This is a genomic window from Bacillus sp. FJAT-42315, assembly GCF_002797375.1.
Classification (GTDB): Bacteria; Bacillota; Bacilli; order Bacillales; family Domibacillaceae; genus Bacillus_CE.
Genome location: NZ_KZ454941.1, coordinates 370,285 through 386,935 on the forward strand (window position 1 = coordinate 370,285; position 16,651 = coordinate 386,935).

The window sequence follows — 16,651 nt, forward strand, 5'->3', positions numbered from 1 at the left end:
AAATAGAATAATAATCGCATTCACGTTAGAATGAAAGGGAGGCTTTAATAGCCTTCCTTTTATTTTTTACAAAAAGAGAGGTGAATGTTGTGAAAAACATCAAATACCATCTTCTATTCTTCGTTGCGTTACTCTGCTTTTCTATTACCCCATCAATTTCCAAAGCAAACACGATTGAAGGGAAAAGAGCGATCGTGTTTTTTCACGATGAAGTGAATCGTGCGTTATTAGAAGAAAACACGGAAGAGATTAATTTTATTTTTGATGAATTACCTGCCGCAGCAGTGAATGTGACAGAAGACCAGAAAGAATTGCTTGCGAGCCATCCAGACATTCAAATGATTCAATATGACCAACCGATAGAAAAAAGCGGTCAGGTCATTCCTTATGGCTATAAAATGGTCGGAGCTGATAAGCGAGTTCCATCTACCCTAAGCGGCAAGGGAGTCAAAATCGCTATCATTGATTCAGGTGTCGATACGAAGCATCCTGATTTGCAAGTTGCAGGGGGAGCTTGCTTCATGACGATCGTTGACGTGCGAGGCTGTAAAAATTCTTATAATGATGATGCTGGGCATGGCACTCATGTAGCTGGCGTTATCGGAGCAAAAAATAACGGCATTGGCGTAGTTGGCATCGCACCACAAGCCCAGCTCTATTCCATTAAAGTGTTAGATAAGAATGGAATAGGTACAATTTCAACTGTTATGGCAGGTATTGAGTGGGCGATCAAGCACGACATCAATGTGCTCAATATTAGTATTACATCGTCTGACTATGATGAAGCATTAGAACGAATGGTGAAACAAGCCTATGATAGCGGTGTAATCATTGTTGCAGCGGCTGGAAATGAAGGTCCACCATGGGCAGGAGACCAATCCTCCGTTCAGTATCCAGCTAAATTCAATGAAGTGATCGCCGTCTCATCAATCGATAATAAGAAACAAATTGGAGACCTATCTTCCATCGGTAGCGAAGTAGAATTGGCGGCGCCAGGTGAAAATATTTACAGCACCGTCCCGACTTCACTATATGTGAGCGGCTATGACATGATGTCAGGGACTTCGATGGCCGCCCCTTATGTGACGGGCCTTATTGCATTGTATAAAGAGAAATATCCCGAAATGACAAATCGTCAAATTCGAATGTTACTACAGAAAAACGCCATGGATCTTGGTGCTAAAGGTCGTGACATCTATTATGGTTACGGCTTAGCTCAAATAGACAAACAATCAGTGAATGGAGATATCGCAGTTCCATACACAACGGATGGTCAAGGAAAGATCACGTTTGACACTAGCCAACTGATCAATAAATACAATAGCTTTAACATGTATCGCGCCGGCAAGCTCATTGCTAGCAATGTAACAGCTACTGAAGTGGTCGATTATGCATCGAAAGGAACGATTGAGTATCATTTTTATCCTTCAGCTGATCAATCGGGAGACTTAAACTTTGTTAATTTAGAAGTGAATAATCCTGGCCCAGCCTTCAAGGACTTATCGCTTTCTCATTGGTACAATCGCCACATGACGTATTTACACCACCAAAAAATTTTGCAAGGATATCCAGATGGAACGATCCAACCAAGCAAGCCGCTCACTCGCGGCGATGCAGCCATATTAGTCGGTCGAGCGATTGGTGTCGACACATCTAGCCGAACGCCTCGATTTACAGACGTTCAATCGACAGTGAGCGCCCCATACGTAGAAGCGCTAGCTGAGAAAAAAATTGTCTCTGGCTATTCAGATGGCACATTCCGTCCGAACGAACAAGTGACACGCGCACAAATGGCGATCCTAATCGCTAAAGCATACGAGGTGGCTCCGCAAACAGGCGGCACCTTCAAAGACGTCAGTTCAAACGTCACAGGCAACCAATTCATTAACGCCTTAGCTGCTCAAAAAATTGTAGGCGGTTATCTAGACGGCACTTTCCGACCTTATGGAAATATTGACCGAGCGAGTTTCTCCGTCTTCCTAGCAAGAGCAGAAAACAAAGACTTAAGATAACAAACTGAGTGAAGCTGACTACCATGTGTGGTCAGCTTCTTTCGTGTGGATTAGTCGAACACCTACTATATTTAGTATCTACCATTAAATAACTGAAATATTTCAGTGTTACGCGTTATTTGTAATAAAAAATACTAATAACAAAAGAACCTAGTTAATTATGGATAATAAATAAAGATATATTGTTGAAAAAGCTTGATTTTATAGGGTTTTTTGTTGTTTACGTGACGAAATAGTAATGTAATGCAACCGTAAACGAAAGATGGGCATATTTTTGATAAAATGAAATTAATAACATACGAAGAAAATATTTTAGGAGGTTAGGAAGTGAATAGGTACAGGAAGATTATGGCTCCTGCAATGGCTTTTTTGCTGATGTTGACGCTGTTCTTACCAATGTCTCATACGCAAGCAGCATCGATCGGAGAGTCACTTATTAATTACGGAAAAAAGTTTATGGGTGTACGTTATGTGTTTGGTGGTACGACGCCGAGTGGTTTTGATTGCTCAGGATTTACTCAATATGTGTATAAGAATCAAGGTATCTCGATCCCGAGAACGACTGGACAGCAATACAATATTGGGACTTCGGTTTCTAAAAGTCAATTACAAATAGGTGACCTAGTATTCTTTGCTAATACATATAAGCCTGGAATTTCACATGTTGGGATTTATGCGGGCGACAACATGGTTTTAAATGCAACGACTAGCAAGGGAATTGCTCTTGTCTCTTTAAGTAACTCTTACTGGGGTCCGAAATATGCAGGAGCAAAACGTATATTGGATGGAAAATTTAAAGATGTGTCATCTAGCCATTTAGCATTTGACGCGATTGAAGATTTAACAGACAAAAAAATCATCAACGGATATAGCGACTATACATTTAAACCTAATGAACCTGTGACGCGTGGACAAGCGGCTGCATTCCTTAATCGTGAATTGAATTTGGAAGCGATGAACCTTTCACAGTTTACAGATGTAGATCCATCTAACCCGTTTGCCAAAGATATTGCAGCGATTCGTGAGGCAGGAATCATCAACGGTTTCGCCGATCAAACGTATAGACCGTACTCTTATATTACACGAACAGAAATGGCTGCTATTTTGAAAAAAGCTTATGAATTAAACTTAGGTAATGCGACAGCTGCTGGGAATAGCTACAGCGATGTGAGATCTGATAGCTGGGCATACGAAGCAATTACTGCGATGAAACTAATTGATCAAACAGGCGTATTCAATACAGCTAATTATAACGGTCCAAGCCGTGCAACGCGCGCGACTTTCTCAGCCGCACTTTACAATTCAATGAATGCTCGATAATAGCCTTGGGATTTTTCCAAGGTTTTTTTTAGAAAAAAAATATAAGCACCTCTTAATTTATTTATATAGATCAGATAGAATAAGAGAGTATGGAAAAATGGGTATCGAAAGGAGTTCCACCTTTTATGCAAAAAAAGTTTTTTGCTGTTGTTATGTCGCTAGTTTTGTTATTCCCGTTTTTATCGCCTTTAAACGCCAAAGCGGATGATATTTCAGGAATAACGTTAGAGAAAGAGCTTCGAGCTATGGTAGAAGCAGGGGTTATCCAAGGTTATGGTGATGGAATTTATAAACCAAACGAAAAAGTGACACGCGGAGAATTCGCTACCTTTATCGCTCGAGCATTGAAGCTTCCAGAAGGGGCGCCCACTTTTCCTGATGTGCCGTCTAGCTCTTCGCTTGCTTACGGGGTGAATGCAGCGGCCGCAGCGAAGATTGTTAACGGATATTCAGATGGAAAGTTTAATCCGCAACTATCGATTACAAGAAAAGATATGGCTTTAATGATCAGCAACGCCTTAGATTATTTAAAAGTAGATGTTACATATAATGAATCTAGCTTTTCAGATATCACTGGGTTAAGCACAGCTCATAAAAATGCGATTAATAAAAGTGTGACTCTGAAAATCATTTCAGGATATAACGAACACACTTTTGGCCCAAATGATCAAGCAACACGTGCACATGCAGCCGCATTTATTTACCGCATGCTACAAGCTGTAGAGAATTTAGATGGGGGAGGAACACCACCACCCGAGCCAAAACCAGAACCAGTCAAACCTTATCAAGTAGCAAATATCGATTCGGCTGGAACGTTAACTTACGCTCTGACTTCCTATGATTCTTTTGAAGAAGCAAAGCGTGCGATGACAAGTCAAGGGAATGAACTGGTTACGTTCAATCAAAAAATCATCTACATGAAAGAGAACAGTGGGTTAGTGTATGCCAAGCCAAAATCTGCGGCAACGGTTAACTTATACACCGATTCGTTGTTCAAAACAGCGAAAACCTATGTATCTAGTTCTGCTACATACGGCACCACCGAATTAAAATATGTGACGTCTACCGATCAGTACGTTCAAGTGAACCTCGGTGGGGAAGACTATTATATGAAGCCGAGCGATGCTTTGCTTGTTCCATTTGAAGGGGCAAAAGGTCGTAGCTACTACAAAAATGTCAATGGCGAGCTTTATCATTACCTCTATAATTATGATACAACTAAATATGCTTCCTATAATGCAGGAGTCGCTCCTTCATTTATGAGCAGTAACGAGAAATACTACAGCTTTGATAATGGAAACTTTTACAATGAACAAGGAAATAAAGTAGGAACAGCCTATCAATATTTCCAATTCCTATCTGCAAGAACAACATCGAACTACACAGCAGCTGAACTAGATAACTATATTTTGAAGGTTCTAGCTGAAAAAGAAGCAACAGGTTCAGCGAGTTACAAAGAGGCCACGAAGAAAAGTAAGCTGATCGGCCTCGGCGCGACATTGAAAAAAGTAGAGGCAGAAAAACGAATCAATGCGCTTATGATTTTAGCGATGGCGAACCACGAAAGTAACTATGGCATGAGTCAACATGCGCAAACGAATAATAACTTATTCGGAATTGCTGTCTACGATAGCACACCAGACCAAGGCGCAACTTTCGCATCACCAGCTGAAAGTGTCTATGCATTAGCTGATTTATTCTTGAATGCTAACACTGACTGGAGAGGCGGCTACTTAGTGCCGAACACATGGCGCTCATACGGTAGCGCACCAGGAACAAAAGCGAATGGTATCAATGTGAAGTATGCTTCCGACGCATGGTGGGGCTCTAAAGTAGGCGGTCATATGTATCGTATTGACAAAGCGCTTGGAAGCAAAGACTTTAACAAATACCAACTAGGTCAAACAAATACTGAAGGACTTAATGTTCGCGTGACACCAAACGGCGACATTCAGTATCAATACAAACTAAAAGGGATGCCAGTCGCTTACCTTGGTAGCACAACAGCAAGTGCAGGAACGACTTGGCAGAAAATCATCTCGGACGACTTGCAATACCAAGAAGGCTACGTTAGTTTCCGTTACTTAACGACATTGCCAATTGCAAAATAAGTCAAAAAACCTTTAAAGCGGCCGCTTTAAAGGTTTTTTGGGCGTAGTGAAGGCTAAATTGGGTGTGAATCGTGTCGGATTGGGCGAGAGTTATGTCGAATTAGGCATGGGTTTTTTATCATCTTCCCTAAAATTCTATTTAACCCTTAATTTACTATTTGTAATACGATAGAATAAAAGAGTATGAAAAAATAGAAAGGAGTATCATTTTTTATGTTAAGGAAATTTTTCACCATGATGATGTCGCTAGTGTTGCTAGTTCCATTCTTATCTCCTTTAACGGCGAAGGCAGATGATATTACAGGAATCACGTTGGAAAAAGAAATTCGGACGATGGTTAAAGCGGGGATTATGCACGGCTATGGCAATGGCGTGTATAAGCCGGAGAAAAAAGTGACACGGGGGGAATTTGTGACTTTTATCGCTAGAGCACTGAAACTTCCAGCAGGAAAACCAGCCTTTTCTGATGTGCCAGCCAGCTCGTCACTAGCTTATGGAGTAAACGCGGCGGCTGCAGCGAACATTGTGAACGGAGATTCGACTGGAAAATTCAATCCGGGAGCATTCGTTACAAGAAAAGATGCCGCTGTCATGATTAGCAACTCTTTAGATTATTTAAAAGTAGAGGTTACATACACAGAATCTCCTTTTTCCGACATTAATCATTTAAGCTCGGATGAGAAAAAAGCGATTCATAAAAATGTAGCAATGAATATCATTTCAGGCTATGACAAACATACGTTTCGTCCAGATGAACGAACAACTCGTGCTCACGCAGCGGCGTTTATTTATCGTTTGTTAGTGGCAGCAGGAGAGGACATCAAGCCAGAACCAGCAAAGCCTTACCAAGTAGCCAATATTGATAAGAGCGGAACATTGACTTACGCGTCCGCCTCTTATAACTCGTTTGAAGAAGCAAAACAAGCGATGACAAGCCAAAAGCAAGAAGTCGTCACGCTCAATAAAAAGATCATTTACATGAAAGCACACAGCGGATTAGTGTACGCCAAGTCAAAATCAGCAGCGACGGTCAATTTATATACGGACCCAAAATTTAAAACGATTAAAGCGTCTGTACCTAGCTCTGCTAAATACGGAACGACCGAGTTAAAGTACGTGACATCGACAGATCAATTTGTCCAAATATATATCGGTGGGGAAAACTTCTATATGAAACTAAGCGACGCTTTGCTTGTTCCATTTGAAGGGGCAAAAGGTCGCAGCTACTACAAAAATGTGAATGGTGAGCTGTATCATTATCTTTATGATTACGATAGATATACTTCCTATCATGCAGGCGCCGCTCCTTCATTTATGAGCAAAAATCAGAAATACTATAGCTTCGATGGTGCAATTTTTTACAACGGAGCAGGAAAAAAAGTAGGTACTGCCTATCAATATTTCCAATTCCTATCAGCTAGAACGAAAACAAGCTACACAGCAGCTCAACTAGATAGCTATATTAAGAAAGTTCTAGCCGAAAAAGAAGCAACAGGTTTGGCCAAATACAAAGATGCGACGAAGAAAAGTAAGCTGATCGGCCTCGGCGCGACATTGAAAAAAGTAGAGGCGGCTAAACGTGTCAATGCGCTGATGATTCTGGGAATGGCCAACCATGAAAGTGATTATGGCATGAGTAAACACGCACAAACTATCAACAACTTATTTGGCATCGCTGTGTATGATAGCGCACCAGATCAAGGGGCGAAATTTAAATCGCCAGCAGAAAGCGTGTATGCATTGGCTGATCAATATCTGAATGCCAACATCGACTGGCGGGGTGGCTACTTAATGCCAAATACGTGGCGCGCTTACGGCAGTGCACCTGGAACAAAAGCGAACGGCATCAACGTGAAATACGCTTCTGATGCATGGTGGGGTGCCAAAGTCGGCGGACATATGTACCGCATCGACAAAGCACTCGGACGTAAAGACTTCGGCCAATATCAACTAGGTGTGACCAATGCCGCAGAACTTAATGTTCGCGCGACACCAAACGGCACGATTCAATACCAATACAAATTAAAAGGGATGCCAGTCGCTTACCTTGGTCAATCAAGCACTTGGCAAAAAATCGTCTCAGACGACTTGAGATACAACGAGGGCTACGTCAGTTCCCGCTACTTAACGACATTACCAATTGCAAAGTAAGTCAAAAAGCCTTTAAAGCGGTCGCTTTAAAGGCTTTTTTGGGCGTAATGCGAGCTAAATTGGGCATAAATCATGTCGAATCGGGCGAAAACGATGTCGAATTAGTCATACGACCTAGCACGGCCCACCACTATTTCACTTTCCGCTTCACCATCGATAACAGCTGGCGGAAGCCTTCTTTATAAAATACAAACAGGCCAAAGACATACAGCACAACTCCAAGCGGCACGATGATCATCAGCTGCCAAAGCGAATACAGCTCAGAAATTGGGGTGAACGCTTTTAACAAATAAAGCGGTCCGACCATTACGGCGGTAACGACTGTCACTCGACCGATTAAGCCAAACAAACGTGTCGCTTCTTTTTTCTCGAAATCTTTATAAACAAAAATCGTACTTACGACTAAATAATAAACGGAAATGAACGAGCTTGTCAGCGCCAGACCAGGGTAGCCAAATGGCTCGACAAACAACCAGTTCAAAAAGAAATTTAGCGCAATCGTCGTGACACTGATGCGGAAAATAATATTTGTTTTTCCTTGAGCATACATCGATTTCGAGACGATGTACTGCAAGCCTTGCGCGACAACGATCGGCAAATAATACACTAGCGCCAAATACGTGTTATGCGTATCATCCGCACCGAATTTCCCGCGCTCAAAAATAAAGGAAATCGCTTCTTCTCCAACTAGGAACAAGCCGGCCGCAATCGGAGCGAGCGTCACTAACGAAATTTGTATCCCCATGAAAAACGTATTTTGAAACTTTTTTTGATTATTCACTTGTTCAGACAACAGGGTAAAAATAACGACCGCAATCGTCGTCCCATAAATCGTATGCGGAATGCTCGTAATCAAGCTCGCATTGTTCAAATAAGTGACCGCTCCCGGAATCGTACTCACCGCAAAGGCTTTATTGACAAACATATTAATTTGTCCAACCCCAGCATTTAATAGCGAAGGCACGAGTAACACAAGAAAGGAGCGTCGAAATTCTTCTTCTACTTTAAGCGTTGGTTGCCACTGATACCCTTTTCTCAGTAGGAAAAATAATTGAATCCCGATCCCAACAATCGTTCCGAAAATGAATCCGTACGCTAAGCTGTTAATGCCCCATTGATCAGAGAACAACAGCGCAAATACGGCTCCCATCAACGTAGCCGACAACTTGGACATTTGTGACGGGACAAAAATTCGTTGCGCCTGTAAATAAGAATCCAAAATCCCATTCAACGCAATCGCACTCATAAATAAGAAGAAAAATTGCGTAATTTCAATCGTTACTTCCGCCGTTAATCCGGTGCTTTTCGGATAAATGAGCGGGACAAACGATGGACTAAGTAGCCATCCTAATACGGAAATCACCAAAAAGATGACGACCGTTGCGTTCATGACCCCGTTCGCATTTCGCTCGGTTGCTTCTGGAGCTTCTTTCTTCTTTTTGACATACAGCGGTAAAAACACATTGTTAAACCCGCCCGAAATAATAGCAATCACTAACGTAATAAATGAAAACGCCAATAAATATCCATCTGTATAACTAGTCGCTCCAAACTCGCGCGCAATAATACTTTCCCGTAAAAAGCCCGAAAGCTTCACGACAAGCGAAAGCACAACAAGCCAAAGAGCCGTTTTCTTTAACGACACGAACTCCACCTCATTCAAAATATCAATCTAACTAATAATAACATAAAGTGAAACTTCAATCAGTGGGGGTTTTCTTTATCCCCCACTGATTGTTAGTTGAACTAATCGGGCATCTACGGGCTGTTGATCCCCCATCTGCCAGTTGGTACTTCTTGCCACGTTGAGGTGGGGATCTTACAGCCCGTTAATGCGGGACAAATGTCGCGAAGGAATATTGTCAGACGTTGTAGAAATATTTCCTTATAGAAAGGAGTGAAAATGTGTTAGTAAAAGCAAGAACGATCCCTTTAAAGATCTCGATGTTAGAGGCATTGAAGCGTAACCTACCCGAGCACCACATGAAACATTCCGTAATCGAAGACGAATTGGCTAGAAGCCGAGCCGGATACCGCGGCGAGCAATCAATTGACTACCACTTATCGTTTCTTCCCGATGACTATCTCATCCTCCACAACATGCGGCTTTCGAGCGGCGATTATTTTTTCCAAATCGACACGCTCATTATTTGTCCGAACGTCATTGTCATCCTCGAAGTGAAAAACATCGCCGGCAAACTGTTCTTTGACGAAACGTTCCATCAACTGATTCGCACCACCGAGGAAAAAGAAGAAGCTTTCGCCGACCCGATTTTACAAGTGCGGCGACAACAAAGGCAGCTCGAATCATGGCTTGCTTCGCACAAAATCCCCGCTATGCCCATCGTTCCATTCGTCGTCATCAGCAATCCAACCACAATGATCAAAAATAATCACACCCACAAAACGGTACTCCAAATCGTCACCCACGCCAGCGCCATTCCATTTAAATTCGATCACCTTCATAAGAGTTATCCAAACGAACGGCTCACCCGATCAGAAATGAGCAAACTGTCCCAGTTATTACTCAAACATGACCAACCGTATCGCCCCGACGTACTCAGTCAACTGCAAATTTCAGAAGATGAACTATTAACAGGTGCTAAATGTGAAAAGTGCCATCATCAACCGATGAAACGAGCAGTCGGCACATGGCGTTGCCAGCGTTGTCACCATCAATCAGTAGATGCCCACATTTCAGCGCTCGCAGACTACGCTCTCCTGCATAGCCCCGCCATCACGAACAAACAATTTCGCCATTACTTTCATCTGCAATCGAATAACGTTGCGAAACAACTGCTCGGCGCGATGAATCTAACACAGAGTGGCAATCGAAGAAGTCGAAGATACTATTTGCCGTTACCGAAATAAGCCCAATCCTGTGCGATTGGGCTTGTTTTTTGTCGTATTGGTTGTGAGGTGCGTCGAATTAGTCGCCCGGGCGCTGGAATTGGGCGCCCGGACTGTCGAATCGGGCGAGAAATATGTCGAATTAGGCATCGGCACCGGCATCGCACCACATCAGCACCCACGAAAAAACCACCCCGCCCAAGGCGAGGTGGCCCACCACTCACTTCACAGCCTGCATATAAATTTCTTCATATTTCTCAGCTGCGGCCATGTGAGAGTATTCGTCTTCAATTTTCTTCCGCGCACGATCGGCAAATGCTTGAGCTTTCGCTGGGTCATCCAATAACTCGATCATCGCAGCGGACAATTCTTCCACGTTTTTTTCTTCGGTCAATAGTCCATCGACGTTGTGATCGACGATTTCTTTCAGTCCGCCAACCGCACAAGCGATCAGTGGAGAACCAGAGCCCATCGCTTCCAATGCGGAAATCGAAGTGGCTTCTTCTACGCCGGCAGAGTGAACGCTCGGCACTAACACAACATCAGCTAATGCGTAAAACTCTTTAATGACGTCATGCGGAATCGCACCTAACAAACGAACACTTTTCTCCAGCTTATGCTCGGCGATCAATCGTTTCATCTCATCCATCGCTTCTCCCGTACCCGCATAAATCAACTGAGCGTTCGGATACTTCTCTAACACCGCTGGCATGGATAAAATCGGATAAATCACGCCGTTTTTCTTCGTTAAGCGACGTGGGACGAAGAACACAGGCACATCGACATCGACGCCGTGCTTTTGACGAAATTCCGCTTTTTTCTCTTTCTCCGGACGGAAGTCATCGACGTTGATAAAGTTGCGAATCGCCGTACCGGTAATGCCCGCTTCACGTTGCACATATTCTTTAATACGCGTGTCCACCGTAATAATCGCGCGTGTGCTGCGGTACGCCTTCACTTCTTCACCCATCAAAAACTTCTCTTCAGGGCTATCCTTTAAAATGTTTCCAGCACTCAACGCCTCATATGTTAAGTAGCCATGCACCGTAGATACAACTGGCAGCCCGGCATCAAGAGCGGCAAATGTTGCGTACACTTCCTGCGCATTCACGACATCATAGTTTTTATGCTTGACTGCTTCCATTAGCTTTTGTAGCATTTTCTTTCGCGTCTGCAAGCCGAACACGAAGCCTTTCCCTTTAGACAATTTATTCATTAAAAAGCCAGGGCCACGCACTTTCATGTTTTGCTGTAATTCAGGAATGTCACTAAATGATAAAATATCCACTTCATGACCGCGCGCTTCCAATCCAGCTTTCAAAGTCGCCACATGAGTAGACAACCCACCTGTATGTGGATAATGGTACACGGTCGCAAGCAAAATCTTCATTCGAAAAACCCTCCCCTTACATAAATTTTTTCTTTAGTAGTTCAATATTTTCTAAGGCGTCACGGCGCATCGAAGCGGCATTCACAGCCACCATTTCACTCAATTCCGCGCGGCGAGACAGCACTTCGCGAGCGTTCACCTTCAGCTTCTCCGCATCGAACTCCTCCAAGCGGAACGAATAATCCCACATGCCGGAACGCTTCAATAAACTTTCGACCTTTTTATCATAGCTAATGCCGACATGAGGCACAGCCGTTAAAGCGGAGAAAATTAACGAATGCAATCGTAAGCCGATCGTCATGTCGCACTCCCCGATAAAATTCAAATACTGATTCGGTGTGAAATCGCCAGCAAGCAAATGGCAAGCATCAGCTTTCTTCATTAACTTCATCACCCGTTTCGATGCATCGACATCATGATGGCCTTCCATCGGAACAAACACCGGCGTAATGCTATCAGTCACAATCAATTCATCGAGCGCATCCGCTAGCTTTTCGTAATAATCATCATGCTCAAACCACGGGCGCACCGAGACAGCGACTAGCTTCTCATCGCCAGTCAACGACAAGCTCTTCATGCACGAATCGTCTTCCTTCTTCTGAAAAGCGAACACGATATCAGCGGTCACGACCGTTTGCGGGCGAGTGACGCCTAGCTTGTGTAAATAATCCTTTGAATATTGGTCACGCACCGTCACAAAATCAGCTCGGTTAGCGAAAACCTTCATTAATATCTTACCCCAAGTCGAAGTGACTGGACCAATTCCTTGAGAGAAAAACATCACCCTTGCTCCGCACAACTTTGCTAAAAAGGCAATCAATAAGTAATAAGGAAGAGGGCCGAACAAGAACTTCGTCGGATATGTATCTTGAAGCAGTCCACCACCGCCGCTAATTAAAACATCTGCTTGGCGGAGAGCCTTCACTTTCTCCTTATTCTCATGACGCCAGCCGCGGTAGACGGTGTCGACGTTGTGCTCCTTTGCCGTCTGTTCTGGTGATAGGGAAAACACCGTAATATCTACATCATCGATTTCATTTCGTAAATTATCTACAATTGCTTCTAGGATCGCTTCATCCCCAGTATTGCCTAATCCATAAAATCCTGAAATGACAACTTTCAAAAAGTTAGCCTCCTCATCAGTCAAATACGCTTAAAAAGCTAAACTTCATTTTATCATTTCACCCACCCACATTCAACGAAATTAGTGCAAGGTGAAAGCGAATTTGCTATACTATGTTAAGTTATTAAATTCAATCCACACTAGTTGTAATTAGAAAGGATTTTTTGCCATGCAGAAGATTTGTGTTGTTGGTTTAGGATATATTGGATTGCCAACTGCGGCTGTTTTCGCTCGCGCTGGCTTTGATATCGTTGGAGTAGATGTAAATAAACAAGTCGTTGAAAGATTAAATAAAGGTGAAATCATTATCGAGGAGGTAGGTCTTCCGGAAGTCGTCAAACAAGTTGTTGATGCCGGCAAGCTGCGCGCGTCATTAGAGCCAGAAGCAGCAGATGTGTTTATCATTTCTGTACCGACACCGATTCATGAAGATTGCACCGCTAATGTCGAGTATGTCAGAAGCGCGACAAAAGCAGTCGTACCTCATTTGCAAAAAGGAAACATCATCATCGTAGAATCGACGATCCCACCGCGGACGATGGACGATGTCGTTGCGCCGATCGTTCGCGAAGCGGGCTTTGACCCGGAACAAGATGTGTACCTTGCGCATTGTCCAGAGCGCGTGCTACCTGGTCGCATTTTAATCGAGCTTGTGGAAAACACACGCATCGTCGGTGGCTTAACGAAGGAAGCGACGACAAAAGCGGCGGATGTCTACCGTCAAGTGGTCACAGGTGAGGTGCTAGAAACAGAAGCAGTCACCGCGGAAATGTCGAAGCTGATGGAAAATACATTCCGTGACGTTAACATTGCATTAGCGAATGAACTAACGAAAATTGCTGCTCGCCTCGGCGTTGATGCACACAAAGTGATCGAGCTTGCGAATCGCCATCCGCGCGTCAACATTCATCAGCCAGGACCAGGAGTTGGCGGTCACTGCTTAGCGGTTGACCCGTATTTCATCGTCGAAAAAGCACCGGAAGAAGCATTAATGATTCAGCTATCACGCGACATTAACAACTCGATGCCGGACTTTGTGATCGAGCAAATCATAAAATTAACGGCCGAGTTACCAACGCCAAAAATTGCGCTCTTCGGCCTCACATACAAAGGAAATATTGATGATGTTCGCGAAAGCCCGGCGATTGAAATCGTTGAGAAAGTACTAGCGAACCCGCGCTTTGATGTGCGCGTTCATGATCCGCACGTTCGCGACGAGCAAGTACCTTTCCAGCTTTCTTCCTTTGAAGAAGCGATCACAGAGGCGAACGTTGTCGTCATTTTAACGGACCATAATGAATTTAAAGCGTTAGATCCGCAAGAGCTGATCGCCAAGATGGACACACCAGTCATCTTTGATACGAAGAACTGTTCGCACCTTGAAAAAGAAGCCGCTCTTACCGTGCATCGCATCGGCGACTTAACGAATCTTCAAGCGATCCAAGCGAATAAACCAATAAATAATTAGGGGTTCCACATGGAGAAAGAACAATATTTAGGTGTATCGGTCTCGCCGTATACGTACGATGAAATCATTGATGACATTAAGATACGTATGGCAGATGACCTGCAATCCACCGTCATTGCTGTTAACCCGGAAAAAGTGATCACCGCTGGTCGTGATCCGCTCGTCAAAGAATTAATTAACGATTCGACATACCAAATTCCTGATGGCATCGGGATGATCATTGCTTCCAAGCTGAAAAATGGTGATATTCGCGAGCGTGTCACTGGTGTCGATATGATGGGCCGCTTGCTCCAATTTGCCGCACAAGAAGGGCATGGCGTCTTTTTCTACGGTGCCAAGGAAGAAGTCGTGCGTACCGCGAAGGAAAAGCTTGAAGCCTCGATTCCGAATCTGCATGTAGCAGGTTATGAAAACGGCTATGTCCAAGACCAAGAAGCGCTCGTGCAAAAGATTAACGAATCGAAAGCAGGCCTCCTGTTCGTGGCACTCGGCAGCCCGCGCCAAGAGCTATGGATTCGTGAAAGTATGCCGAAGCTTCCAAATGTGAAAGTGTTCCAAGGCGTCGGCGGTAGCTTCGATGTCTATTCTGGAAAAGTGAAGCGAGCGCCAGCCTTTTACCGCAAATTTGGCTTAGAATGGCTGTATCGCCTCATGAAAGAACCGAAGCGGATCAAACGCCAACTGGCTTTACCGAAATTCTTACTCAAAATACTTGTAAGCAAATAACCTTGAAGGGCTTTAAATCGCTATGCGCTTTAAAGCTCTTCTTGCATATTGGAGGTGCAAAACATGAAAGTGCTTCATTTAATTAGTGGCGGGGAAAAGGGCGGCTCGCGTAAGCACGTCATCACGCTGCTTGAACAATTCCGACCAGAAGAAGTGACGCTCGCTGTCTTCCAAGAAGGGCAACTGTCACAAGAAGCGAGGGAGAGCGGCATCCGCACTGAATGCTTTTCGCAAAGCTCACGCTACGACCTGTCCGTATTGAACAAGCTCGCAAGCTTCATTCAACAAGAAGGCTTCGACATCTTACATACCCACGGCCCGCGCGCCAATCTCTTTGGCATCTACATTAAAAAGAAAACCGGCATCCGCTGGGTCACGACCGTCCATAGCGATCCATCGCTTGATTTCGTGAAATCAGGGATCAAAGGAAAAATCTTCACTTCATTAAGTATGTATGCGGTGAAACAAATGGATGGTTACTTCGCTGTGTCGGAACGCTTTAAGCAAAACTTGATCACACTGGGCATTAACAGTGACAAAATCCAAACCGTCTACAACGGCATCCAATTTACGAATGAAACAGCGAATGCGATTGCCCGCAGTGAATGGGGCTTAACGAAGGACGACTTTGTGATGGCGATGGTCGCTCGCCTTCATCCGATTAAAGGACATACGATCGTGTTTGAAGCGATGGCCGCCTTTTCGGAAGAAGAGCGGCCGCACTTGCTGCTCGTCGGTGACGGTCCGATTGAAGACGAACTTATTAATGAAGTAACTCGTCGCAAGCTTGAGCGCCACGTTCATTTCTTAGGCTTTCGCTCAGACGTCGACCATATTTATGCCGCCTCCGACTTGGCTCTCTTAGCTTCTTATAGCGAAAGCTTTCCGCTCGCTTTATTAGAAGCGGCTAATCAGCACGTGCCGATCATCACGACGGATGTCGGCGGCGTTGGTGAACTAATCGACCATGAACAAACCGGCTGGATCGTCCCAACGAAAGACGCGCAAGCATACGAACAAGCATTGCGGGAAGCGATCGCTCACAAAGATCAATTACCGGAAATGGGCGATCAGCTCTATAACTTCGCCTCCGCGCGCTTCTCGCTTCAGCAGCTCGCCGAAGACCATCGCCAATTGTACACAAAAATAACAAATATATAGGAAAGAACACGTCGCCCCGAGAACTTGCTTCTCGGGGTTTTTGTGCATAACGAACGACATCATTTCTACAAAAACCCCAATTTTTTATTAAAAAAGTAGTATTTAATCCAACATTTATTAAATTAATCCTTTAATTTCCTAGACTAATAGTTTATAATGAGAAGGCTATTATTTTTTCAGTAAGATTTATCCAATTGTTTGGGAGTGGTTATTTCACCATTACTAAACTCTTACAAATGTTACAGTTTAGTTGAGAAACGTAAAAGACTGAAAAAATAGTTGAAAAAAAATAGCACTTTGATAGAATAGTAACTGAGTTTAAATCTGTTAATTTGTCCT

At 43.8% G+C, this 16,651-nt stretch carries 11 protein-coding genes; 8 read left to right on the plus strand and 3 right to left on the minus strand.

Going from position 1 to position 16,651, the window contains the following annotated elements; translation table 11 throughout:
* Positions 1-89 precede the first annotated feature (89 nt).
* The 4 genes from CEF22_RS01830 (at position 90) to CEF22_RS01845 (ending at position 7,594) form a co-directional block, all read left to right on the plus strand.
* Positions 90-2,012, plus strand: a complete 1,923-nt coding sequence (locus CEF22_RS01830) for a S8 family peptidase (protein WP_100401501.1) — start codon at positions 90-92, stop codon at positions 2,010-2,012.
* A 327-nt stretch (positions 2,013-2,339) separates the two neighbouring features.
* A complete protein-coding gene (locus CEF22_RS01835) occupies positions 2,340-3,332 on the plus strand; it encodes a C40 family peptidase (protein WP_100401502.1) in 993 nt (330 codons plus the stop codon).
* 125 nt (positions 3,333-3,457) lie between these two features.
* Complete coding sequence (locus tag CEF22_RS01840; protein WP_198508001.1) at positions 3,458-5,443, plus strand: S-layer homology domain-containing protein; 1,986 nt, start codon at positions 3,458-3,460, stop codon at positions 5,441-5,443.
* 213 nt (positions 5,444-5,656) lie between these two features.
* Positions 5,657-7,594: an S-layer homology domain-containing protein gene (locus CEF22_RS01845; protein WP_100401504.1), complete on the plus strand. Its 1,938-nt coding sequence runs from the start codon at positions 5,657-5,659 to the stop codon at positions 7,592-7,594.
* 130 nt (positions 7,595-7,724) lie between these two features.
* On the opposite strand, the gene murJ is transcribed toward CEF22_RS01845, so the two are convergent.
* Positions 7,725-9,239 (minus strand): murein biosynthesis integral membrane protein MurJ, encoded by a 1,515-nt coding sequence (gene murJ / locus CEF22_RS01850; protein WP_100401505.1) that lies wholly within the window; start codon positions 9,237-9,239, stop codon positions 7,725-7,727.
* 260 nt (positions 9,240-9,499) lie between these two features.
* Here murJ and CEF22_RS01855 point away from each other — a divergent pair, with 260 nt between their 5' ends.
* The gene (locus tag CEF22_RS01855) at positions 9,500-10,465 is read left to right on the plus strand and encodes a nuclease-related domain-containing protein (RefSeq protein WP_100401506.1); all 966 of its coding nucleotides are present in this window, start codon (positions 9,500-9,502) and stop codon (positions 10,463-10,465) included.
* Positions 10,466-10,664: 199 nt separating this feature from the next.
* Here the strand turns inward: CEF22_RS01855 and CEF22_RS01860 are convergent, their stop codons facing one another.
* Positions 10,665-11,834 (minus strand): glycosyltransferase family 4 protein, encoded by a 1,170-nt coding sequence (locus tag CEF22_RS01860; protein ID WP_100401507.1) that lies wholly within the window; start codon positions 11,832-11,834, stop codon positions 10,665-10,667.
* A 16-nt stretch (positions 11,835-11,850) separates the two neighbouring features.
* Positions 11,851-12,957, minus strand: a complete 1,107-nt coding sequence (csaB, locus tag CEF22_RS01865) for a polysaccharide pyruvyl transferase CsaB (RefSeq protein WP_100401508.1) — start codon at positions 12,955-12,957, stop codon at positions 11,851-11,853.
* A gap of 169 nt (positions 12,958-13,126) precedes the next feature.
* Between csaB and CEF22_RS01870 the strand changes: the two genes are divergently transcribed.
* The 3 genes from CEF22_RS01870 (at position 13,127) to CEF22_RS01880 (ending at position 16,312) form a co-directional block, all read left to right on the plus strand.
* Positions 13,127-14,425 carry a nucleotide sugar dehydrogenase gene (locus CEF22_RS01870; RefSeq protein WP_100401509.1) on the plus strand — a complete coding sequence of 433 codons (1,299 nt, stop codon included), beginning with the start codon at positions 13,127-13,129 and terminating at the stop codon, positions 14,423-14,425.
* A gap of 9 nt (positions 14,426-14,434) precedes the next feature.
* Positions 14,435-15,151, plus strand: a complete 717-nt coding sequence (locus tag CEF22_RS01875; protein WP_100401510.1) for a WecB/TagA/CpsF family glycosyltransferase — start codon at positions 14,435-14,437, stop codon at positions 15,149-15,151.
* 63 nt (positions 15,152-15,214) lie between these two features.
* A complete protein-coding gene (locus tag CEF22_RS01880; protein WP_100401511.1) occupies positions 15,215-16,312 on the plus strand; it encodes a glycosyltransferase family 4 protein in 1,098 nt (365 codons plus the stop codon).
* Positions 16,313-16,651: the final 339 nt, after the last annotated feature.